Raw genomic sequence first — 21,375 nt, forward strand, 5'->3', positions numbered from 1 at the left:
CCAACCGGCGTCACGGTGCTATGAGAGCCACTATCTTGCGTTTGATGCCATCAGGCGTTTTACCAAGGTTGCTCCTGAGAAACGTTCATCCGGCAGCTCCCGCTAATCCGCGAATGCCAACTTCGCACCGTGCAGCTGCTCAACGTTCATTTCCGCCGTCAGATGCTTGGCATAGAAACGGTCGATCATCTCCACGCTGGTGCGGGCATTCCTCGCAAGCGTCAGCAGGTCGATGGCATCGCCGCTGATGAGCCGGGACATGATAGCGGTATGCCGCAGGGAATAGATCGTCCGTGCCTCACCTGTCGCCGACACAGATAATCCAGCGGATTCCACTACCACCCGAAACTGCCGACGCAGCAGTTCAAAGGCGAATTTCCGGCCCGTATATCGTGGCAGAAACAGAAAATCATCCGGCCCGCCAAAGCCGTTGGCCTTCTGCTCCTTCAAAATCTCCTCATATACATCGATAGCGCCGGGCATCGAGATAATGGGCGTGGCAACGGTCTTGCTGAAATCCGTGGAAATCCGCAGATATTGTGTCCGGTTGGTCCGCACGATCTCGACATGACGATGCCGCAGCAATTTCACGTCGCTAGGCCGCATGAACGTCTCGACCATGAACTGGATGAACCGCCGCAATTCCGATCCCACCGTCTGCGAACGAACCTTCGTCTTCGCCTTCTCATGATCGCGGCAAGCCTGTAGCAGACGATCATATTCCTGCTCGGAAAACCATCCCCGCGTCCGATGCTTCAGGCTGATTTCCGGCATCATCGGCACATGGCTCAACACCCCGGCACGGACAGCTGTTTTCAACGTCTTGCTGACCAGCACCATGATCCGCTTGATGGACGTGGATTTCAATTCGAGGTCGGTCAGTTCGTCCACTACCTCCTGCATCCGCTGATAATCTACCTTGCGGATATCGACGGCTCCAATCCGCTCCGTCAGATATTTCTTTAAAATCCATTCGCTGTCCTTGACCAGCGTAGCAGCCCGTTCGCCGCGCTGGACCTTCTTCCGGTCAGCCTCAATCGTGTCGAGGGCAAAACGGCGAAAGCTGAAATCGACTCGTTCCTTGACCTTGCGATGACCAAGCTGCTCGGCAATCGCCTCCACCTTCCGGCGCGCATCATGAACATCTTGGGTCTTGAGCGATTTCACGACCTGCCGACCGTTCTTCCGGTAGCGGGCATAATAAAATGGAGAACCAGCAACGCCAGTCAGCGAAACAGGACCAATCCTCTCAACGTGCATGGGCTATTTCCTCCATGCGCAGGCGGACGATGATGTTCTTCACCGTCTGGGCCGTGAACCGACCACCCTTGGCAGCATCGATTCCGGCAACATTCAACTTATCGGCAATGGCCGTGAACGACCAGCCGCCCGTCAGCATCGGCTCCAAAATCGGTTCGATGGAACGGGCATAATCCAATGCCTGCTGCCGTCGCCGTTCCTTCAATGCCTGAGCATTCTTGCCCAAGGCCACTCCCCGCTTCTTCGCTTCCGCCAAGGCATTGCGGGTCCGTTCGGAAATCAGCCGCCGTTCCTCCTGCGCCAAAGCCGCAAAAATATGCAGCTGGAAATCCGTGGCATGGGGCATCTCGGCCACCACCAGCCCAATCCCCTGCTCCATGATCCCGGCGATGAAGCTGACTTTGCGCGAAAACCGATCCAGCTTTGCAATCAGGATTTTCGCTCCATGCTTCTTGGCATGGGCAATCGCCTTCCACAGTTCTTCGCGATTATCAGCCTTGCCAGACTGAACCTCGACAAATTCGGCAATCACCTCGTCATCGACGTTTAGGAACGCTTCGATCTTCGATCTCTGAGCAGCCAGCCCTAGACCGGATCGTCCCTGCGCGGCTGTCGATACTCGAAAATAGGCAACATAACGGCTCATCACCGGGCTCCGTCCAAAATAAACCTTGGTTTGTCGTGGACGGGCTCCCGCCATCAGAAAGGATGGACAACGGGCGTTAATTTCGAAGAGGCTCACCGGCACGGAACCTCCATCGAAACCAGATTACGGCTATAAAGCCGTTCCCTGATCGTTTCCTTCTCGAAAGCCACCGCACGTTGAAATGGCGTTATATCGAGCAGCGTCAACAGCACCCTTCTAACCTTCCTCCTTCGGATCGCTTCCCGCATGTCAGCGATCCTCCAAAGGCTTTTCATCCTTTCTTCCAAAGCTCGAAAATTTCCGATTCAAGCCGGTCTGAACGTCATTTTCCGCCTTCGGCGGCAAATCATCCAAATCCGTGCCATCGCCATTTTCAAAGGCTGAATTCAGGCTCTCATCGATTTTTCGAACCTGATCGATTCTGGAAAATGCCTGCTTACCGAATTCCAGAATATACCCATAGAGCAGCTCATTCAGAATTTGCGATCTTGGCTTGCCGTACAAACGGCATAGCTTATCGAATGTCTGTAGAGTGGCTGTTGGCACGTTGAAATTTACAAGTGTTTTTGTGTCTGTCATATATTCTCCTTAGTTGGTTTTATAATACATCCTTCGGATGGTGCTTCGCACATTTTAAATGCGGTTCTTTAATGTTTTGTAGAAGTGATTTCAGAACTGTTTCTAAGTGTTTTAGATAATATTATAGAATCAAGGTCCGATGCTGTTTTCGAACCAAGTTGGGATTGTGGATGATAGCGAAGGTGGTCGAAGGGGGTCTTAGACCCAGCGATCAACTCAGGTGAGAGTTTTCCCAGTCGAATGATTCATCATATTCGACCTTACTCTGTAGCTTGCTAATGTAGGACAACCATCCCTCGTCACATTGGGATTTGATGTCGATCTGCTTGTAGCCCCATTCGGTCCGGGACCAGCAGTCACGGATCATCGCCGGGAATTCCAGTTCGAGTTCCGGTCGGGGACAATCGAGAATGAGATGGTAGTGGGACCGGGTGAGATTCCCACCCTCGATCACCGCCAGGACATCGATCCGTTTACCGTACCGTTCCACAGCTTTTCCATACACCTGACGGTTCAGGAAATTCATGAAGTGACGGAAATTCTTTCGAACCTCGTACATGTCGATCTTCTGGTAACGACCAGCCAAACCACCGGCACCCGCAATCCCCTGTTTCAGTGTCAAGGTCACAGCGAAGGGAGACGAGAATCGCTGGAGATTCACGAACGACAGGACGGACTGACGGTAGGAAATTCGATCTTGGTTTGTTCTCATTGGGACGTGTAGGACCGATAGTTGGTTTTGTGGTATTTAGGGATGGGATGAAGGGGGGACGGATATAAATTAAAGAAAATCCGTTCATTCAATATATCCGACACGTCGAATCGCACCAATAGCTTACGAACAGCTATCGAAGAAAAATCTCGTTCCTGAACGGTAGTCAGGGGATTTTCTATGAGGAAGGGAACGACAGACTGCCGGTTGTGATCGGATCACACCGGGGAGAAGTCAGAAGACTAATCAGTTTCAAATGAGGACTGGTGCCGCTTACGTGACTCGAACACGTGACCCTCGCATTACGAATGCGATGCTCTACCGACTGAGCTAAAGCGGCGTTGGGGCGGGCAGATAACAGCGCTTGGCGGGAAGGACAAGCGGGCAAATGCGATTTGCCGTCCCTCGCCGCCTCCAAACCGCTTCGGATCATCATTTCATCCCGCCTTTACGGCATGTTTACCATCCAATGGCACTGTCGAGTCTTAAGGAAGATCTTACCCGAACCAAGGACCGATGGGATGGACACTCTGCGGGGGCATGAAATCGCCGATGACGAGGACGATTTCGGTCCGGCCGACGACGCGGCTATCGAAACGCCGCCGCTTGTCGGCGCCGACGAGCGCCGGATGCAGGTGCGCGCCTATAATTATTGGGCGTCTCTGCTGGGCGACCGCAGCCTGCCGTCCATCGAAGATCTGGTGCCCCAGGATCTGGAGGATTTCGGGCCGTTCAGCGTCCTGCTCGACTTCAGCACGGGGCTGGAAAATCCCGCCATCGTCTATCTCGGCACCGCGCTGCGCGAGGAATGCGAGATCGAAGGACAGATCCAGTACATCAACGACGTGCCCGCCCGGTCGCTGCTGTCGCGGCTGACCGACCATTATCTCCAGATCATCGCCAACGCCGCGCCCATCGGATTCGAAGCCGGATTCGTCAACCAGCGCGGGGCGGAAATCCTGTATCGCGGCATATTGATGCCCTTCTCCTCGGATGACGAGACGATCGACTTCGTCTTCGGCGTCATCAACTGGAAGGAAGCGGCCAGCCAGGCCGTCACGGCGGAGATCGACCGGGAGGTAGAAGCCGCCCTGCTATCCAGCCCCACCGCGCCGCCGGTCGCGCCGATCTGGGCCGACGGTCCGGCCGTGGAGGATTTCGACACGCTCGACCTTGGCGGCATGGAAAGCCCGGACGAGGACGCGCCGCTGGCCGACTGGCTCGCCCTCGCCCGCGACAGCGCGGAGCAGGCCCGCACCAGCGAAGCGCGCAGCCATGCGGCGCTCTATCGCGCCATCGGCCTCAGCTACGATTTCGCGCTGGTCACGATTGCCCGTCCGGATGAATATGCCGAACTGCTGGAGAATAGCGGCCTCAAGGTCCAGGCCCGCGCCCCGATGACCGCAGTGGTGAAGCTGGTCTTCGGTTCCAGCTACGACAAGACGCGCATCACCGAATATGCCACAGCGCTGGACCATGCCCGCGCCAACGGCATCGCCCTGGGCAGCTTCGGCGACTATCTCGCCAATTATGAAGGCGGCCTGAAAGCGCTGGTCCGCGACGAACGGGCCCAGCGCCGCACCGACAGCCCGGCCAAGCCCGATCGCCAGCAGACCGCGCGCGCGGCGATGAAGGCTGCCGCCGCGCTCGATCCCTTCGCGGTCGCCACCGACGGCGACGGCCTGGCCGTGGTCATCGCCCGGCGGGAAAAGGACGGATCGCTCGCCATCGTCGGCGCCTTGCCGGAAGGGTCGGAGATCGGCCAGCGGGCGATCATCGCCGCTGCGGGCTAGGGTGTGTGGGGATTCAGTTCAGGGCGCGGCGAAAATAGTGGATTTCGAGAACCGGCGCGCAGCGTACTTCAGTACGTGAGCACCGGAAGCGGAGAAAGCCGCTATTTGCAGCCCGCCATGGGCTGAATCCCCACACACCCTAAAGCGATTTCCAAGCGATCAGAACCCTCCTTGGTCGCTCCCCAAGCCCCCTCCGTCGGCAGAAACAGCCGTGCCGGATTGACAGGACGGCATCATGCTCCGATCTCCATCTCTTCTCTTCGGGCATGCGTCCCATGTTGCGCTGCATCATATTATTTCAATATGATGTAACTTTGTTTCCCATTCTGGGTTGAGCCTCACGCCGCAGTAGCGCATAGTGGACCGCATCGATTTGAGAAGTCGCGTGGCGGTTCTGCAGCGCCTTCTCCGTTCACGAAAGCGGGAAAGAACCCGCGGCAAGAGGCAGGCGCATGACGGCATTGGCTGAATCGAGGCAAGTTGACCATAATATAAGCAAGGCGCTGGAAGCCGCGCTGGCGCGGGGGGCGCTTCCCGGCGAAAGCGAAGGCTTCGACCAGAAGGCGATGCTGACGGCCGCCGCCTTCATCGCCGGGACCGCCGCGACCCGCCGCCCCGGCCATGTCGCCATCGCCATGGAAACGCTGGGCGAAGGGGCGACGGGGCGCTACATGCGGATCGCCATCGTCAATGACGACATGCCCTTTCTGGTCGATTCCATCGCCAATGCGCTGGCCGCCGCCGACATCATCATCCATCGCCTGCTGCATCCCGTCCTGTCGGTCGACCGCGACGGCAACGGTCATTTGAAGGCGATCCTGGACAATGAAACCGCCGGCGCGCGCCGGGAATCGATGATCTATATCGAGGCGGACCGCGCCGATGCGAAGGCCCGCCGGGCGCTGGAAAAGGCGCTGGAGGAAACGCTGGCCGACGTCCGCGCCGCCGTGGCCGACTGGCCCAGGATGCGGGAGGCGATGGCCGCCGACGCCGATGCCGTGCCGGACGAGGAAGGGGCGGCGCTGCTCCGCTGGTTCCTGGCCCGCCACTTCACCCAGATCGGCCATGAAGTGCGCCGTCGCGATGGAAAGGCGACCACGCGCATCGGCGTCTGCGGCCTGCACGACCGGCCCCTGCTGGCCCCCGCCACCCTGGATGCGGCCTTCAACTGGTTCGAGGAAGGCAAGCGCACGCCGCTCATCATCAAGTCCAACCGGCTTTCGCGGGTCCATCGCCCGGTCCTGCTGGACCTGATCATCGTGCCGGTGCGGGACGGCAAGCAGGTGACGGCGCTTTCCATCCACGCCGGCATGTGGACCAGCGCGGGGCTGGCGACGACGCCGGACAAGGTGCCGCTGCTGCGTTCCGCCCTGTCGGCGCTGATGGACAAGTTCGATTTCGATCCGCACGGCCATGCGGGCAAGATGCTGACCCATGCGCTGACCGCCCTGCCACACGACATCCTCATCGGTTTCGACCGCGAGACGCTGGAGCGGCTGGTGCTGACCTTCATGTCGCTGACGGACCGACCGCGCCCGAAGCTGGTGCTGGGGACAAGCGCGCTGGCGCGCCATCTCTACGCCTTCGCCTGGCTGCCGCGCGAGGAACTGACCACGGCGCGCCGCGTCGCGGTGCAGGACATGCTGAGCCAGGCCTGCAACGGCCCGGTGCTGAGCTGGTCGATCGCGCTGGAGGAAAGCGGCCTCGCCCTGCTGCGCATCACGCTCGACCTGCGCGACGGCGGCATCGTGCCCGACGAGCAACCGCTCGACCGGCAGTTGAAGCAGATGGTGCGCGGCTGGCTGCCCGCCGTGGAGGAGGCGCTGGCCGAAAGCGAGGAGGCGGGCCGCGCCGCGACGCTGGCGCAGCGCTACGCCCCCGGCTTCCCCATGGGCTATCGCAACGGCGCCGGCCCGGCGGAGGCGGCCATCGACATCCGCCTGCTGCACAGCCTGTCGGCCCCCGGCGACAAGTCGATCCGCATCTACCGCAATGCTGAGGATGCGCCCGAACGGCTGCGGCTGAAACTCTACAGCCATGACGCCATCGCCTTGTCCGAAGTGGTCCCCGCCTTCGAGAATTTCGGCTTCCGCGTGATCGACGAGATGCTGACGGCGGTGGAAGCCAGGGGACAGGGGGGCGCGCTTGGCCATGTCCAGCGCTTCGTCCTGGAACTGCCGGCGGGGGGCGACGCGGAAACGGTGATCGCCCGCGCCAACATCGTCACGGAGGCGATCGCGCAAGTCACCGAAGGCGTGGCGGAAAACGACCGCTTCAACGAACTGATCGTCACCGCCGGGCTGGACCAGCGATCGGTCGTGCTGCTGCGCGCCCTGTTCCGCTATTTGCGGCAGACCGGCATGGCCTATGGCATGGCGACCTTCGCCGAAACGCTGCGGCGCGAACAGGGCATCGCCCGCCAGCTCATCGAGCTGTTCGAAGCGCTGCACGATCCGGAGGCCAGGAACGGCCCAGCCCGCGCCGCTGCCGCCCAACGGGAGATCGAGGCGGGGCTGGAGAAGGTCACCGCCATAGACGAGGATCGCGTGCTGCGCCTGCTGCGGGCCGTGATCTCCGCGACGCTGCGCACCAATTTCTATAGCGGGGCCGCGCAGGAGGCGCTGGCCTTCAAGCTGGACAGCGCGCGGATTCCCGGCCTGCCCGCGCCGTTGCCCTGGCGGGAGATTTGGGTCTATTCGCCGCGGGTCGAGGGCATCCACCTGCGCGCCGGTCCGGTCGCCCGCGGCGGGCTGCGCTGGTCCGACCGGCGGGACGATTTCCGCACCGAAATATTGGGCCTGATGAAGGCGCAGCGGGTGAAGAATGCCGTCATCGTGCCGACCGGCGCCAAGGGCGGCTTCTATCCCAAGCAGCTTCCCAATCCGCAGGTCGACCGCGACGCCTGGTTCGCGGAGGGCACGGAAAGCTACCGCATCTTCATCCGCGCCCTGCTGTCGGTCACCGACAATATCGTCAAGGGCAAGGTGCGGCACCCGGCGCAGGTCGTCATCCATGACGGCGACGACCCCTATTTCGTCGTCGCCGCCGACAAGGGCACGGCGACCTTTTCCGACGTGGCCAACGCCATCGCGCTGGAACGGGACTTCTGGCTTGGCGACGCCTTCGCCAGCGGCGGCTCCAACGGCTATGACCACAAGGCGATGGGCATCACCGCCAGGGGCGCGTGGATCAGCGTGAAGCGCCACTTCGCGGAAATGGGCGTCGACGTGCAGAACGATCCGGTGCGCGTCGTGGGCTGCGGCGATATGTCGGGCGATGTGTTCGGCAACGGCATGCTGCTGAGCAAGGCGATCAGGCTGGTCGCCGCCTTCGACCACCGCCACATCTTCCTCGACCCCGATCCCGATCCGGCGAGAAGCTGGGAGGAACGCAACCGGCTGTTCCAGTTGCCGCGATCAAGCTGGGACGATTATGACAAGGCGCTGATCTCCCAGGGCGGCGGCGTCTTCCCGCGCAGCCTCAAGAGCATTCCCCTGACGCCGGAGGTGCAGGCGATATTGGGTGTCGCCGACACGGAAATGGAGCCGACCGCGCTCATCTCCGCGATCCTGAAAAGCCCGAACGACCTGCTCTGGTTCGGCGGCATCGGCACCTATGTGAAGGCCGCCGCGCAGAGCCATGGCGATGTGGGCGACCCCGCCAACGACCGGCTGCGCGTCAATGCCGAGCAGCTTCGCGTGAAGGTGGTGGGCGAAGGGGCCAATCTGGGCGTCACCCAGGCGGCGCGCATCGCCTTCTCCCTGCGCGGCGGGCGGATCAACACCGACTTCATCGACAATTCGGCGGGCGTCGACTGTTCGGACAATGAGGTGAACATCAAGATCGCGCTGAACAAGGAAATGGCGGAGGGCCGCCTGTCCTTCGAAGACCGCAACAAGCTGCTGGTCGGGATGACCGACGCGGTGGCCGACATCGTGCTGGAGGACAACCGGCTCCAGGCGCTCGGCCTTTCCATCGCGGAGGCTGGCGGCGCGGCGGAACTGGCAAGCTATGTGCGGCTGATCGAGACCTTCGAGGAGTCGGGCCGGCTGGATCGGCAGGTCGAGGGCCTTGCGGCCAACGACCAGTTGCTGCGGCGCGGCCAGGATGGGCTTGGCCTCACCCGGCCCGAACTGGCGGTGCTGCTTTCCACCGCCAAGCTCGCCTTGCAGGACGCCATCGAGCATGGAGACCTTGCCGCCGACGCCGGCATGGACGCCGAACTGGCCCAGGCCTTCCCGCCCGCGATGCGGAAGAAGGAAGCCGACGCCATCGCCGCCCACGCGCTGAAGAAGGAGATCATCGCCACCAAGGTCGCGAACCGCATCGTCAACCGGCTGGGCCTGATCCATCCGTTCGAACTGGCGGAGGAGGAGGGCTGTTCGCTGGCCGACCTTGCCAGCGCCTTCCTGATCGCGGAGCGGCTGTACGACATTCGCGGGCTATGGGAGGATATAGACGCGGCGGAAATGTCCGAAGCCGCCCGGCTTGCCCTGTTCGGAGACATCGCCAGCGGCATGCGGGCGCAGATCGCGGACATCCTCCGCAGCCTGCCGCCCGGCACGTTGCCGCAGGCGGGCCATGGCGCGCTGGCCAAGGGCGTGGACAAGCTGGCGAAGCAGGTGGACGACCTGCTCACCAGCGAGGCGCTGCGTCGCGTCACAGCGGTGACCGACCGGCTGCTGGCCCTGGGCGCGCCGGAAGCGCTGACCCGCCGCGCCGCCGGCCTGTTCAAGCTGGACGGCGCGGTCGGCATCGCCGCGCTGGCCGGGCGCCTGTCGGTGGATGAAGTCGCCCTCACCCGCGCCTTCACCCATCTGGGCGAAGCGGTCGGCATCGACTGGGTCCAATCCACCGCCGCGCGCATGGCGCCGTCCGACCCGTGGGAGCGGCTGCTGATCTCCGGCGTGGCGCGCGACATGCAGCAGGTGCGGCTCGACTTCCTGGCGCAAGGGGCCGGCAAGGACATCGCCCATCATGTCGAGGCATGGCTGAAGGAAAAGGGCGCCCGCATCCAGCAGTTCCGCGCCCTGGTCCAGCGCGCCAAGGCGGCGGCGACGCCCAATGTCGCGATGCTGGCGGAGATCGCCGGGCAGGCGCGGGGGTTGTTGGGGCGGTGATCCCCGCCCTATCCTCCAACACGCACAACTCCCGTCATTCCCGCGGAGGTGGGAATGACGGGGGTTGTCCGGTTTGGAAGGAAGCGTGTTCCTGCACAGGCAGGAACCCAGTTCCGACGGTCGACCTGGGCTCCTGCCTGCGCAGGAGCACGTCGTGCTTCAACCCAAACAGGACAATTTTCAGGGGGTTGGGGTCGGCTCCGGCGGCAGCGCCTTCCCCAACCCAGGCCCGTAGACCGGCGTCACCGGCTCCTCCACGGCGCGGCCGTGCAGCGCTTCGATCTCCGCCTTGCGCTGCTTCAGGTAGAGTTCGCGATAATATGCGTAGGGATTTTCCTCGCTGCGGATCTGCTGGATCGTCTCGTCGAAGGCGGCGCGCTGGCCCAACTGGTTCAGGATCGTCGCGGGGATCACATATTTGGGCTCGTTGAACGGCTTGCCCACGGCGAAGGGCACGATCAGCTTGTCCACCGTGTCCCCGATGATGTCGCGCAGCGTCGTCGGCCCGACGATGGGCAGGTACATGTAAGGCCCCGGCCCCACCCCGTAATAGCCCAGCACATTGGCGAGGCCATTGGGCCGATAGGGCAGGAAGAAGGGCTTGCGCTTCGCCACGTCGAACAGGCCCGCCACGCCCAACGTCGTGTTGATGGTGAACCGCCCCGCCGTCTCCATCGCCTTGCCCGGCTTGAACTGGAGCATATAGGCAAGGAAGACCACCGGCTCCTGCAGGTTGGAGAAGAAGTTGCGCAATCCCTTGCGCGCGGGCTTGGGCAGGCCCTTGTTATAGGCCTTTGCGACCGGCTCCACCACCGCCTTGTCGACCGACTGCACGGCCTCGAAGCTCTTTTCGTTCAGCCGTTCCAGCGGATCGCCCGGCGGCGGGCGGGTGTGGCCGGTGACGACGATCTCCCCCGGCTGGGGCGCGGCAGCCGCAGGCGCATCGGCGCCCGGCAGGTTCGGCATCACCGGCGGCGGCGGCACGACCAGCACTTGCGGCGCGCCTTCCGGCGGGGCCTGCGCGGCCGCCGGAGCGTCGGGCGCGGCCATGGGGGGAGGAACGGCCGCCGCCGCCCCATCCGTTCCCGCCTGCGCGCCCATCATCAGCATTCCAGCGGCTATGGCCGGCGTCAGCATATCGTTGTTCCTTGCAGGAAAGCCCGTTGGAGCGAATGACGTTTTTCATGTCACGCCCGTTTCATGAAGGCGGCTAATTGCGATAGGGCCACCCGTCAATAGCATGACGGCGCCCTCCCCTGCCGACCGGCGCTCTGCGGAAACGATCCGGCGTTGCCCGGTACATTTTGATACAAATTTGCCACGCCCCATGTTTGCAATTGCGAGTCGTTCGCGTTATTCAACCCGCCTCATCTCCCACAGGACTCGTCCCGCTTCCGATGCACGCCCCCGTCCGCACCCAGCCGAACAAGAAGAAGAGCGCCAAGGCCTTCTGGCTGAAACAGCTTCATAGCTGGCATTGGGTGAGTTCCGCGATCAGCCTGATCGGCCTGCTGCTGTTCGCCTTCACCGGCATCACGCTGAACCACGCCGCCGATGTCGAGGGGTCGCCGCAGACCGTGACCAGGTCCGCCACCCTGCCGCCCGCCCTGCTGAAGCAGGTCGCGCCTGACGACGCGCCAGACGCCAGGAAGCCCCTGCCCGCCCCGGTCGCCCAATGGGTGGAGAAGGAAATCGGCCAGAGCGGCGCTGGCGAGGCGGAATGGTCGGCGGACGAAGTCTATCTGGCGCTGCCGCGCCCCGGCGGCGATGGCTGGGTATCGATCGACCGGCATAGCGGCGAAGTCTCCAGCGAGGCGACGAGCCGCGGCTGGATCAGCTATCTCAACGACCTGCACAAGGGCCGCAATGCCGGCAATGTCTGGAAGTGGTTTATCGACATCTTCGCCATCGCCTGCTTCCTCTTCGCCCTGACCGGCCTGCTGCTGCTCTGGCTCCACGCCAGGAAGCGGCCGACCACCTGGCCGCTGGTCGCCGCCGGCCTCGCCATTCCGGCGGTCCTCGCCATCATCTTCATCCATTAACGGGGGAATGCTTCACCTCATGCAAATCAGCCACAAGATCGTCCTGACCGGCGCGGCCATGGGTGCCAGCGCCCTCGCCATGCCCGCCGCCGCGCAGACGCTGGACGTCACGCTCACCCTGCCGCGCCTGTCGGTGGCGGAATATCACCGCCCCTATGTCGCGATCTGGCTGGAGAAGGAGGGCGCGCCCGCCCGTACCCTGTCGGTCCTCTACGATGTCGACAAGCGCAACAATGCCGGCGTCAAATGGCTGCGCGACATCCGCATGTGGTGGCGCGCCTCGGGCCGTTCGCTGACCCTGCCCGCCGACGGCATCTCCGGCGCCACCCGCGCGCCCGGCACCCATAAGCTGAGCTTCACCGCCGGAAAGGGCGGCATGCCGGCGCTGGCCCCCGGCAAATATACGCTGGTGGTGGAGGCCGCGCGCGAATCCGGCGGGCGGGAGGCGGTGCGGGTGCCGCTCAACGTGACGGCAGCGGGCGCCAGGGGCAGCGCCAGCGGCCAGTTCGAACTGGGCGCGGTCAGCGCCGTGCTGTCGCGCTGAGGAGGGAAGCCATGATGAAATTCCGCAAGACGTTGTGGCTGCTTGCCGCCAGCGCCACCATGGCCCTGCCGCAGATGGCGGACGCGGCGCGGCCCTGGATGCTGCCGTCCGAAACCATGTTCGCGGGCTCCGGCAATGAATGGGTGACGGTGGACGCCGCCATTTCCAGCGACCTTTATTATTTCGACCATCCGGGCCAGGACTGGCAGCCCATCGCGACCGCGCCGGACGGCAGCGCGGCGCAGGTGGAAAACCGCGCCATCGGCAAGCTGCGCCAGACCTTCGACCTCGGCATCAAGACGAAGGGCACCTACAAGATCGCCATCGTCAACGAGATGCTGATGGGCAGTTACATGCTGAACGGCGAGCGCAAGATGCTGCCGCGCGGCACCACCGCCGCGACGCTGGCAACCGCCGTGCCGCAGGGCGCGACGGACGTGCAGACGGCGACGGCGCGCACCCGGATCGAAACCTTCGTGACGGCGGGCGAGCCGGACCGCAAGGTCTTCACGACCACGGGCAAGGGGCTGGAAATGGTGCCCGTCACCCACCCCAACGACCTTGCCGTGGGCGAAGCCGCCACCTTCCAGTTCCTGCTGAACGGCAAGCCGGCCGCCGGGCTGGACGTGGTCGCCATTCCCGGCGGCATCCGCTATCGGTCGGACCTCAAGCAGATGGACGCGAAGACCGACGCGGAGGGGAAGGTCAGCTTCACCTGGCCGGAAGCGGGCATGTATTGGGTCAGCATCAGCTCCGGCGGACGGCGCGGCCCCGGCGGCGAAGGCCCCGGCGCGGGCGGCCCCGGCGGTGCGCCGGGCGCGGGCAGGCCCCAGGGCCAGCCGCAGGGCGAAGGCGCGCCGCGCCCTCCCATGGGCCCGCCCCAGGACCGCGCCACCTATGCCATGACGGTGGAGGTGCAGGGCTGACCGCTCGCCCGATCCGCATCGCTATCCCGCCCAACCTTTCGCCCGACATGTTCGGACCGGGCGTCCGGACAGGCAGGATCAGCGACCTTGGCGGGCCGACCATGGGCACGAGCTGGTCTGCCCGCATCGTCGACGCGCCTCCCGGCAGCGCGGCGGCGATAGAAGCGGTGCTGAGCCGCATCATCGCGCAGATGAGCAATTGGGAGGCGGATTCCGCCATCAGCCGCTTCAATGCCGCGCCGGTCGGCCAATGGATGCCGCTGCCTGCCGACATGCTGGCCGTGCTGCGCGCCGGGCTGGACATGGCCCGGCTGTCGGACGGCGCCTTCGATCCGGCGGTGGGCCGGCTGGTGGCGAAATGGGGCTTCGGTCCGGGCGGGCTGAAGGGCCTTTCCGAAGAGTCCCATCACCCCTCCCCTTGGAGAGCCATGGAGATAGAGGGCGACCGGGCCCGCCGGATGGCCGATGTGACGCTGGACTTTTCAGGGATCGCCAAGGGCTTTGCCGTCGATGCCGTCGCCAATGCGCTATGCGAACGTGGCGCCGCGCACTTCCTGGTGGAGATCGGCGGCGAATTGCGGGGGCAAGGCATAAGGCCAGACCTTCAACCCTGGTGGGTGGATGTGGAGGCGCCGCCCGGCCTCCGGCTCCCGACGCTGCGGATAGCGCTTTGCGGCATGTCGGTCGCCACCTCCGGCGACTATCGCCGCTTTCGCGAGGAGGCGGGCATTCGCCTCTCCCACAGCATGGACCCAGCCACCGGCGCGCCGATCGCCAATGACGTCGCTTCCGTGACCGTGCTCCACGAAAGCGCGATGCTGGCCGACGCCTGGGCGACGGCGATCACGATAATGGGGCATGAACGGGGCATGGCCCTCGCCACGCGGCACGGCATCGCCGCATGCCTGATCCGGCGGGTTGGAGGCGGTGGACAGGAATATATGACGCCCGCCCTCGCCGCGATGCTCGAGTGACTGGAAGAGGGTGGAGAGCGGACGTTCCCGATTTCGCCACCCCTCCCCCTATTCGTCACCCCGGGCTTGATCCGGGGTCCCGCTGCCTTGGACGAGGCGCGGTGTGGAGGGAAAAGCGGGACCCCGGATCAAGTCCGGGGTGACGGTAAATGATGTCCGCTATTGGCCAACTCCCGCCCAGCCTTTTCGCACGGACCGGCCCGGTCGCCGCGCGTCCTCAAGAAGCCATCGACCGAGGCATTGCGCGCAGGGTGGAAGGGTCGATCGCCTGAACGAATTCCACGCCCAGCCGATCTCCCCTGGACCAGCGCGCCATGGCGTTGACGGTCTGGTTGTCGCCCAGTTCGATCGTGAACAGCGTGCCCTCCGGCACGTTCCACAAGCCTTCCAATTGCGCGCCGGTGGCGGAGATGTTGCGGATGCGCCCGGTGTAGACATGGCCGTCATGGTGGACCGCGACGGTGCGCAGCATGGTCTTGCGTTCCGTCCGGCTCGACTGGAAGCCCTGCGGCGTGACGACGCCGCCATGGCCATGCTGCTGGATCAGCACGTCCGCCGCCGGCAGCGGGCGGCCATAGACATAGCCCTGGATATGGCTACACCCAAGGTTGCGGATCAGCGCGAGTTCGTCCTGCGTTTCCGCCCCCTCGGCCGTGGTGTCCATGCCCAGCGCTTCGGCCAGGCTGACGATCGCCTTGATGATCGCGCTGTTGGGGCTGCCCTTGATCGCGGCGCCGCGCACGAAGCTCTGGTCGATCTTGATCTTGTCGAAAGGCGCTTTCTTGAGATAGCCGAGCGAGGAATAGCCGGTGCCGAAATCGTCCAGCGCCAGGCGCACGCCGATGCCCTTCAAGCGCGAGAACATCAGATCCGTGCCGTCATCGTCGTTCAGGAACACGCTCTCGGTGATCTCCAGCTCCAGCCGCTCGGCCGTCAGGCCGGAGGCGGCGAGCGCATTCATGACGATCGAGGGCAGGCCCTGATTGGCGAACTGGATCGGCGAGACGTTCACCGCCACCCGCACGCCATCCGCCCATTGCGCCGCATCGCGGCAGGCGGTGCGCAGCACCCATTCGCCGATCGGCCCGATCAGGCCGCTTTCCTCCGCGATGGGGATGAAAAGCGTGGGGGAGATCGCCCCGCGCACGGGATGCTGCCAACGCAGCAGCGCCTCATAGCCGGCGATCTGTTCGGTACGAGAAGATACCACCGGCTGATAGACGAGGTGCAAGGCGTTTTCGACCAGCGCCCTGCGCAGATCCTCCTCCAACTGGCGGCGATCCTCGGCATCGGCGTGCATTTCGGGCGAATAGAAGCGATAGACGCCGCGCCCGTCTCCCTTGGCGGCATAGAGCGCGAGGTCGGCGTTGCGGATGAGTTCATCCGCCGTGACGCCGTCCTGCGGGCAGAAGGAGATGCCGATCGACACGCCGATGACGACCGCCGTGCCTTCCACCATATAGGGCTGGGACACGTCGGTGATGATCGCCCGCGCCAGGTGATCCAGCATGATCTTGTCGGGCCGGCCGGGCAGCAGGATCTTGAACTCGTCGCCGCCCTGGCGGCCGACCAGTCCCTTGTTGCCGACCACGCGCTGGATGCGTTCGCTGACCTGGCGCAGCAGCGCGTCGCCCGCCGGGTGGCCCAGCGTGTCGTTGACGATCTTGAACCTGTCGAGGTCCAGCATCATCAGCGTGCAGTCGCGCGGCTGCCCCTTCTTGCCCGCGACCGCCTGCTCCAGCGAGCGCATCATCTGCACCCGGTTGGCAAGCCCGGTCAGCGAATCATATTGGGCGAGCCGCGTCACCTCCGCCTGGCTGCGGCGCATTTCGGTGAGGTCCGTGCCGCTTCCCCGGAAGCCATGGAACTGGCCGAATTCGTTGAACACCGGCTGGCCGGAGATCGACCACCAGCGTTCGTCCTTCGCCATGGCGGCGCGGACCGGGATTTCGGCAAAGCCCGTGCGCGCCGACAGGTGGAAGCCCAATGTGCGCTCGCCATCGCCATCCTGCCGGTCGCCGGGGCGGATGATCTCCGTGATCGGGCGGCCGATCAGCGCCTCGTTACCCAGGCCGAGCGTGCGGGCCAATGTGTCGGAAATATAGGCGATGCAGCCATGGCGGTCGGTTTCCCAGAACCAGCCGCGGCCCGACTGCTCATATTCGCGGAGCAGCCGGTCGGAACGCTGCGCCCTCAAGTCCCGCTGGTGGAAGGCGATGGCGCGGTTCATGTCGGCCTGCGCCTGGCGCAGCGCGGCGACCAGCATCGCGGCGATGCAACTGATCAACAGGCCGATCTGGGCGAAATCGCTTCGGTGCAGGATGGATGCGATCAGCAAGCCGCAGAAATAGCTGACGCCCAGCAGGCGCCGGTCGCCGAAGATCGAAACGGCCATCAGCGCAACCGCCATTTCCGCCACCAGGTTGCGCGACGGTTCGCCGGCGATCAGCGCCGGGCCCAGCATCAGGCTGAAGCTGAGGCCCGAGAGCAGCACCATGGGCAGCATCAGCCATTTCTGGTGGTGCGGCCGCAAAAGCTGGAACCTGGCCCCGCGCGGCAGGACGATGGCGACGCCGTCGACCAGCAACATGGCCGCCAGAGCGACGGCATGACCGGCATTGCCGTCGCCGTAGAGAGGCACGTGCAGCAACGCGGTGATGCAGAGCTTCCCCAGCAGGATCAGCGGCCAGAGTCGGGCGATATGGACGAAAGTACCGGAAATCCAGGATGCGTCGACAGAGGCGCCGCTTTCGGCAAGGCCGAGCGCGGCGACGAGATCGGTCCGCCGCGTTTGCAGTTCTGCCAGGTTCGCCCGCAAGGAAGTCATATATCCCGCGTAACGACAAGAGATTGAAAGAAACTTACCTGATCGGGGAGTTCCTGCGGTGAATGGTTCCCAAGACATTCCCCTTCCCGCCTACGGAAGGAGGATATGTCTTGAAGCGGCTTAACCCCTCAGACGCGCATCGGCATCAGCACATAGAGGGCCGGGCTGCGGTCGTCTTCGCGGATCAGGGTCGGGGCGGCGGCGTCGGCCAGGTGCAGTTCCACCAGGTCGCTGTCGATCTGGCCAAGAATGTCCAGCAGATAGCGGGCGTTGAAGCCGATGTCGAAACCCTCGCCCTGGAAGGCGCCGGGGACTTCCTCCGCCGCCGTGCCGTTTTCGGGGCTGGTGACGGACAGGGTGATCTTGTCGCGGTCCAGCGTCATCTTGACGGCGCGGGTCTTTTCCGTGGCGATGGTGGCGACGCGGTCCACGCCTTCCTCGAAGCTGCGCGGGTCGATCTTGAGCAGCTTGTCGTTGGCGGTCGGGATGACGCGGCTGTAATCGGGGAAGGTGCCGTCGATCAGCTTGCTGGTCAGGATCGCGCTGCCCAGGCCGAAGCGGATCTTGCTGGCGGACAGGCTGATCTGCACCGATCCATCGACCTCATCCAGCAGCTTGCGCAGTTCGCCGATGCACTTGCGGGGCACGATGATGCCGGGCATGCCGTCCGCGCCGTCGGGACGGGGCACGGTGACGCGGGCGAGGCGGTGGCCGTCGGTCGCGGCGGCCTTCAAAACGGGTTGGCCGTCATCCGACACATGGAAATAAATGCCGTTGAGATAATAGCGCGTCTCTTCGGTCGAGATGGCGAAGCGCGTCTTGTCGATGATCTGCTTGAGCGTTTCGGCGGGCAGTTCGAAGCTGGTCGGCAGGTCGCCTTCGGCGATCACCGGGAAGTCGTCGCGGGGAAGGGTCGACAGGTTGAAGCGGGCGCGGCCCGCCTGGATCAGCATCTTGCCCTCCGCCGCGTGGAGCGAGACCTGCGACCCCTCGGGCAGCTTGCGGGCGATGTCGAACAGGGTGTGGGCCGAAATGGTCGTCGCACCGGGCTGTTCGACCTGGGCGGAGACGCTTTCGACGATCTGGAGGTCGAGGTCGGTCGCCATCAGCTTGATCGCGCCGTCCGCGGACGCTTCGATCAGCACGTTGGACAGGATCGGAATCGTGTTGCGCCGCTCGACCACCGACTGGACGTGGCTGAGGCTCTTGAGCAGCGTTGCGCGTTCGATGGTGGCCTTCATGTCCCTGTTCTGTCCGTTTCTTTTCTTGCGAAAGCCCGGAGACAGTCGAATCCGGGCGACAATGATGGATGATCCTTCATAGCCGCTGTTGCGGCCCCTGCAAGCGCTGGGTGGCGCTTTGTTGCGGCGAGGGTTGCAAAAAGGAACGGCTTGCGCTTTGCCGGGGGAGTGAAAGCTTTGTGGCCCCTCGCTCTTTCCCTGCTGACCGTCGGCGGCGCCGCGCAGGCACGGGACTCGCTGGGCGTGTTCGAGGCGTGGGGGGCGTTTCGCGATCCGGCCCCTTCCCCATCCGGCGGCGGCCCGCGCTGCTATGCCATCGCCATGCCCGTAGCCGCGAAGTCGGAGGGCTTTGCGGCGGTCGGAAGCTGGCCGCGCCAGAGGGTGCGCGGGCAGGTGCATTTCCGATTGAGCCGGATGCGGGCGAATGACGCGGCGGTGATCCTGAATGTGGGGGATCGGCGGTTCACGCTGGTGGCGGGGCAGGTGGATGCCTGGGCGCCGGATATGCGGGCCGACGCGGCGATCGTCGCGGCGATGCGATCCGCGACCAGCATGAGCGTGCAGACGCGGGATGCGCGGGGGCGGGGTTTTGCGGATACCTATGCGTTGCGCGGGGCGGCTACGGCGATCGATGCTGCGGCTTTGGGGTGTGCAAGGATTCGGTAAGGCCTTCCCCCCTCCCCGTTCGCCCTGAGCTTGCCGAAGGGTTTTACTTTCTTTCGAGCGTTGAAGGTGAAGAGGAAGTAAAGCCCTTCGACAGGCTCAGGGCGAACGGGGGAGGTTTAGCGCCGCCCTTCCAAAATCCCCCGAAATCCGCTAAGGGCGCGGGCATGCAGTCAGTCGCCAATCCCCTGATGCCGATTCCCGGCGCTATCGATCCTGTGCCGGTGCCCCGCGCCGTGACGCCTCGCGAAGACGGGCGCGTCGACCTGATGGGGCTGTCGCGGCCGCAAATCGGGGGCGCGCTGGAAGAGGCCGGGCTGGACGTCAAGCAGGCGAAGCTGCGCTCGAAACAGTTGTTCCACTGGCTCTATCATCGCGGCGAGACCGATTTCGACGCCATGACCGACCTTGCCAAGCCGATGCGCGGCTGGATGGCGGAACGCTTCGTCGTGGGGCGGCCCGAAGTGGTCGAGGCGCAGGTGTCGAGCGACGGCACGCGCAAATGGCTGCTGCGGTCCGACGACGGGCAGGATTATGAGATGGTGTTCATCCCGGACGCGGACCGGGGAACGCTCTGCGTCTCCAGCCAGGTCGGGTGCACGCTCAACTGCCGTTTCTGCCATACCGGCACGATGCGGCTGGTGCGCAACCTGACGCCGGGCGAGATCGTCGGGCAGGTGATGCTGGCGCGGGATGCGCTGGGCGAGTGGCCCAAGGGGAGCATGGCGTCGGCCAATGACGATGAGGCGGACGACGCATCCCAGTACAGCACCGACGGGCGGATGCTGACCAACATCGTGATGATGGGCATGGGCGAGCCGCTCTATAATTTCGACCATGTGCGCGATGCGTTGAAGGTGGTGATGGACGGCGACGGGCTGGCCCTGTCGAAGCGGCGGATCACCCTGTCGACCTCCGGCGTGGTGCCGATGATGGCGCGGGCAGGGGCAGAGATTGGCGTCAATCTCGCGGTTTCGCTGCATGCCGTGACCAAGGATGTGCGCGACGAACTGGTGCCGCTGAACAAGAAATACGGCATCGAGGATCTGTTGCAGGCCTGCGCCGACTATCCGGGCGCGAACAATGCGCGGCGCATCACATTCGAATATGTGATGATCAAGGACAAGAATGACAGCGACGCGGATGCGCGGGAACTGGTGCGGCTGCTGCGCCAGTATAAGCTGCCCGCCAAGGTCAATCTGATCCCGTTCAATCCCTGGCCTGGCACGGACTATGAATGTTCGACGCCGGAGCGGATCAGGCGCTTTTCCGACATCGTGTTCGAGGGCGGGATCAGCGCGCCGGTGCGCACGCCCCGCGGGCGGGACATCATGGCGGCCTGCGGGCAGTTGAAGTCGGCCAGCGAGAAGAAGAGCCGGGCGGAACTGGACCGGCTGGCGGCGGAGAAGCAAGCGGCGCTGGGATAGAGCGGGGTCGAATAGGCGCGCCTATGTGGCGTGAGATGGAAACCCCGCCCGGAACGGCGGGGTTTTTCTTTTTTGGGGGCGAACGGAATGACGGACGATGAGATTGAGCGGATTGCGACGGGCTTTTGCGCGGGGACGCTGCCCAAGGAGGAATGGACGCACCGGGCGCATTTCTCGACGGCGCTGTGGCTGATGCTGCGGCGGCCGGACATCGTGCCGGAGCGCGACATGGCGGGAATGATCGCCGCCTATAATGAGAGCGTCGGCGGGGTGAACAGCGACACGTCCGGCTATCATGAGACGATCACCCTGGCTTCGCTGATGGCGGCGCGGGCGGTGCTGGCGGGGTTGCCGGGCGGGGCTTCGCCAGCGGAGGCCTTTGCGGCGCTGATGGAATCTCCGATGGCCGACAAGGATTGGCTGTTCGCCTACTGGTCGCGGGAGCGGCTGATGTCGGTGGAGGCGCGGCGCGCTTGGGTGGAACCGGATTTGAGGGCGCTACCCTGGGATTAGGTAGCGAAGAATTCAACATGAGCGGCAGGACTGGGTTCCTGCCTTCGCAGGAACAGGAAGCGCTACCGATCATCGAGACGACGGAAGCAGGGCATGGAAAAAGGGCGG

The 21,375-nt window shown here is 64.2% G+C and carries 16 protein-coding genes and 1 tRNA gene; 9 read left to right on the forward strand and 8 right to left on the reverse strand.

The window, feature by feature from the left end:
* Positions 1 to 102 precede the first annotated feature (102 nt).
* The 5 genes from SIDU_RS09620 to SIDU_RS09640 form a co-directional block, all read right to left on the reverse strand.
* Positions 103 to 1,260: a site-specific integrase gene (locus SIDU_RS09620; RefSeq protein ID WP_129965447.1), complete on the reverse strand. Its 1,158-nt coding sequence runs from the start codon at positions 1,258 to 1,260 to the stop codon at positions 103 to 105.
* Positions 1,250 to 1,906, reverse strand: coding sequence for a recombinase family protein (locus tag SIDU_RS09625; RefSeq protein WP_007686280.1), 657 nt, complete (start codon positions 1,904 to 1,906; stop codon positions 1,250 to 1,252). The genes SIDU_RS09620 and SIDU_RS09625 overlap by 11 nt, the downstream gene beginning before the upstream one ends.
* Positions 1,907 to 2,155: 249 nt before the next feature.
* Positions 2,156 to 2,485: a hypothetical protein gene (locus SIDU_RS09630; RefSeq protein ID WP_129965446.1), complete on the reverse strand. Its 330-nt coding sequence runs from the start codon at positions 2,483 to 2,485 to the stop codon at positions 2,156 to 2,158.
* Positions 2,486 to 2,696: 211 nt separating this feature from the next.
* A complete protein-coding gene (locus SIDU_RS09635) occupies positions 2,697 to 3,107 on the reverse strand; it encodes a rolling circle replication-associated protein (protein WP_129965445.1) in 411 nt (136 codons plus the stop codon).
* Positions 3,108 to 3,461: 354 nt separating this feature from the next.
* Positions 3,462 to 3,537: transfer RNA gene (locus SIDU_RS09640), tRNA-Thr, on the reverse strand.
* Positions 3,538 to 3,718: 181 nt separating this feature from the next.
* Between SIDU_RS09640 and SIDU_RS09645 the strand changes: the two genes are divergently transcribed.
* Entirely contained in the window at positions 3,719 to 4,990 is a 1,272-nt protein-coding gene (locus SIDU_RS09645; protein WP_007687782.1) for a PAS domain-containing protein, read from the forward strand.
* Positions 4,991 to 5,442: 452 nt separating this feature from the next.
* A complete protein-coding gene (locus SIDU_RS09650) occupies positions 5,443 to 10,110 on the forward strand; it encodes an NAD-glutamate dehydrogenase (RefSeq protein ID WP_007687778.1) in 4,668 nt (1,555 codons plus the stop codon).
* 180 nt (positions 10,111 to 10,290) lie between these two features.
* Here the strand turns inward: SIDU_RS09650 and SIDU_RS09655 are convergent, their stop codons facing one another.
* Positions 10,291 to 11,247 carry an MlaA family lipoprotein gene (locus tag SIDU_RS09655; protein WP_007687776.1) on the reverse strand — a complete coding sequence of 319 codons (957 nt, stop codon included), beginning with the start codon at positions 11,245 to 11,247 and terminating at the stop codon, positions 10,291 to 10,293.
* Between the two features lie 260 nt (positions 11,248 to 11,507).
* On the opposite strand from SIDU_RS09655, the gene SIDU_RS09660 reads away from it, so the two are divergent.
* From SIDU_RS09660 to SIDU_RS09675, 4 genes are read left to right on the forward strand one after another with little or no spacing between them, the layout of a single operon-like run.
* Positions 11,508 to 12,152: a PepSY-associated TM helix domain-containing protein gene (locus SIDU_RS09660; protein WP_007687774.1), complete on the forward strand. Its 645-nt coding sequence runs from the start codon at positions 11,508 to 11,510 to the stop codon at positions 12,150 to 12,152.
* 19 nt (positions 12,153 to 12,171) lie between these two features.
* Positions 12,172 to 12,696: a DUF2271 domain-containing protein gene (locus SIDU_RS09665; protein ID WP_007687773.1), complete on the forward strand. Its 525-nt coding sequence runs from the start codon at positions 12,172 to 12,174 to the stop codon at positions 12,694 to 12,696.
* 11 nt (positions 12,697 to 12,707) lie between these two features.
* The gene (locus SIDU_RS09670; RefSeq protein WP_007687772.1) at positions 12,708 to 13,622 is read left to right on the forward strand and encodes a DUF4198 domain-containing protein; all 915 of its coding nucleotides are present in this window, start codon (positions 12,708 to 12,710) and stop codon (positions 13,620 to 13,622) included.
* 47 nt (positions 13,623 to 13,669) lie between these two features.
* Complete coding sequence (locus SIDU_RS09675; protein WP_084191193.1) at positions 13,670 to 14,596, forward strand: FAD:protein FMN transferase; 927 nt, start codon at positions 13,670 to 13,672, stop codon at positions 14,594 to 14,596.
* 217 nt (positions 14,597 to 14,813) lie between these two features.
* On the opposite strand, the gene SIDU_RS09680 is transcribed toward SIDU_RS09675, so the two are convergent.
* Entirely contained in the window at positions 14,814 to 17,423 is a 2,610-nt protein-coding gene (locus SIDU_RS09680; RefSeq protein ID WP_007687770.1) for an EAL domain-containing protein, read from the reverse strand.
* 128 nt (positions 17,424 to 17,551) lie between these two features.
* Positions 17,552 to 18,664, reverse strand: a complete 1,113-nt coding sequence (dnaN, locus tag SIDU_RS09685; protein WP_007687769.1) for a DNA polymerase III subunit beta — start codon at positions 18,662 to 18,664, stop codon at positions 17,552 to 17,554.
* Positions 18,665 to 18,841: 177 nt separating this feature from the next.
* Here dnaN and SIDU_RS09690 point away from each other — a divergent pair, with 177 nt between their 5' ends.
* From SIDU_RS09690 to SIDU_RS09700, 3 genes are all read left to right on the forward strand, one after another.
* On the forward strand, positions 18,842 to 19,330 hold the full coding sequence (locus SIDU_RS09690) for a hypothetical protein (RefSeq protein ID WP_007687767.1): 489 nt from the start codon (positions 18,842 to 18,844) through the stop codon (positions 19,328 to 19,330).
* Between the two features lie 164 nt (positions 19,331 to 19,494).
* Complete coding sequence (rlmN, locus tag SIDU_RS09695) at positions 19,495 to 20,754, forward strand: 23S rRNA (adenine(2503)-C(2))-methyltransferase RlmN (RefSeq protein WP_007687766.1); 1,260 nt, start codon at positions 19,495 to 19,497, stop codon at positions 20,752 to 20,754.
* Between the two features lie 87 nt (positions 20,755 to 20,841).
* On the forward strand, positions 20,842 to 21,267 hold the full coding sequence (locus tag SIDU_RS09700) for a hypothetical protein (protein ID WP_007687765.1): 426 nt from the start codon (positions 20,842 to 20,844) through the stop codon (positions 21,265 to 21,267).
* The last annotated feature ends 108 nt before the right edge of the window (positions 21,268 to 21,375 follow it).

This window comes from Sphingobium indicum B90A, from assembly GCF_000264945.2.
Classification (GTDB): domain Bacteria; phylum Pseudomonadota; class Alphaproteobacteria; order Sphingomonadales; family Sphingomonadaceae; genus Sphingobium; species Sphingobium indicum.

Excerpts from the sequence above, each read along its gene's own strand:
- SIDU_RS09655 (WP_007687776.1), bottom strand. The coding sequence starts at position 11,247 with ATGCTGACGCCGGCCATAGCCGCTGGAATGCTGATGATGGGCGCGCAG.
- SIDU_RS09670 (WP_007687772.1), top strand. The coding sequence starts at position 12,708 with ATGATGAAATTCCGCAAGACGTTGTGGCTGCTTGCCGCCAGCGCCACC.
- dnaN (WP_007687769.1), bottom strand. The coding sequence starts at position 18,664 with ATGAAGGCCACCATCGAACGCGCAACGCTGCTCAAGAGCCTCAGCCAC.
- SIDU_RS09680 (WP_007687770.1), bottom strand. The coding sequence starts at position 17,423 with ATGACTTCCTTGCGGGCGAACCTGGCAGAACTGCAAACGCGGCGGACC.
- SIDU_RS09700 (WP_007687765.1), top strand. The coding sequence starts at position 20,842 with ATGACGGACGATGAGATTGAGCGGATTGCGACGGGCTTTTGCGCGGGG.
- rlmN (WP_007687766.1), top strand. The coding sequence starts at position 19,495 with ATGCAGTCAGTCGCCAATCCCCTGATGCCGATTCCCGGCGCTATCGAT.
- SIDU_RS09665 (WP_007687773.1), top strand. The coding sequence starts at position 12,172 with ATGCAAATCAGCCACAAGATCGTCCTGACCGGCGCGGCCATGGGTGCC.
- SIDU_RS09620 (WP_129965447.1), bottom strand. The coding sequence starts at position 1,260 with ATGCACGTTGAGAGGATTGGTCCTGTTTCGCTGACTGGCGTTGCTGGT.
- SIDU_RS09675 (WP_084191193.1), top strand. The coding sequence starts at position 13,670 with ATGTTCGGACCGGGCGTCCGGACAGGCAGGATCAGCGACCTTGGCGGG.
- SIDU_RS09645 (WP_007687782.1), top strand. The coding sequence starts at position 3,719 with ATGGACACTCTGCGGGGGCATGAAATCGCCGATGACGAGGACGATTTC.
- SIDU_RS09630 (WP_129965446.1), bottom strand. The coding sequence starts at position 2,485 with ATGACAGACACAAAAACACTTGTAAATTTCAACGTGCCAACAGCCACT.
- SIDU_RS09660 (WP_007687774.1), top strand. The coding sequence starts at position 11,508 with ATGCACGCCCCCGTCCGCACCCAGCCGAACAAGAAGAAGAGCGCCAAG.
- SIDU_RS09625 (WP_007686280.1), bottom strand. The coding sequence starts at position 1,906 with ATGAGCCGTTATGTTGCCTATTTTCGAGTATCGACAGCCGCGCAGGGA.
- SIDU_RS09650 (WP_007687778.1), top strand. The coding sequence starts at position 5,443 with ATGACGGCATTGGCTGAATCGAGGCAAGTTGACCATAATATAAGCAAG.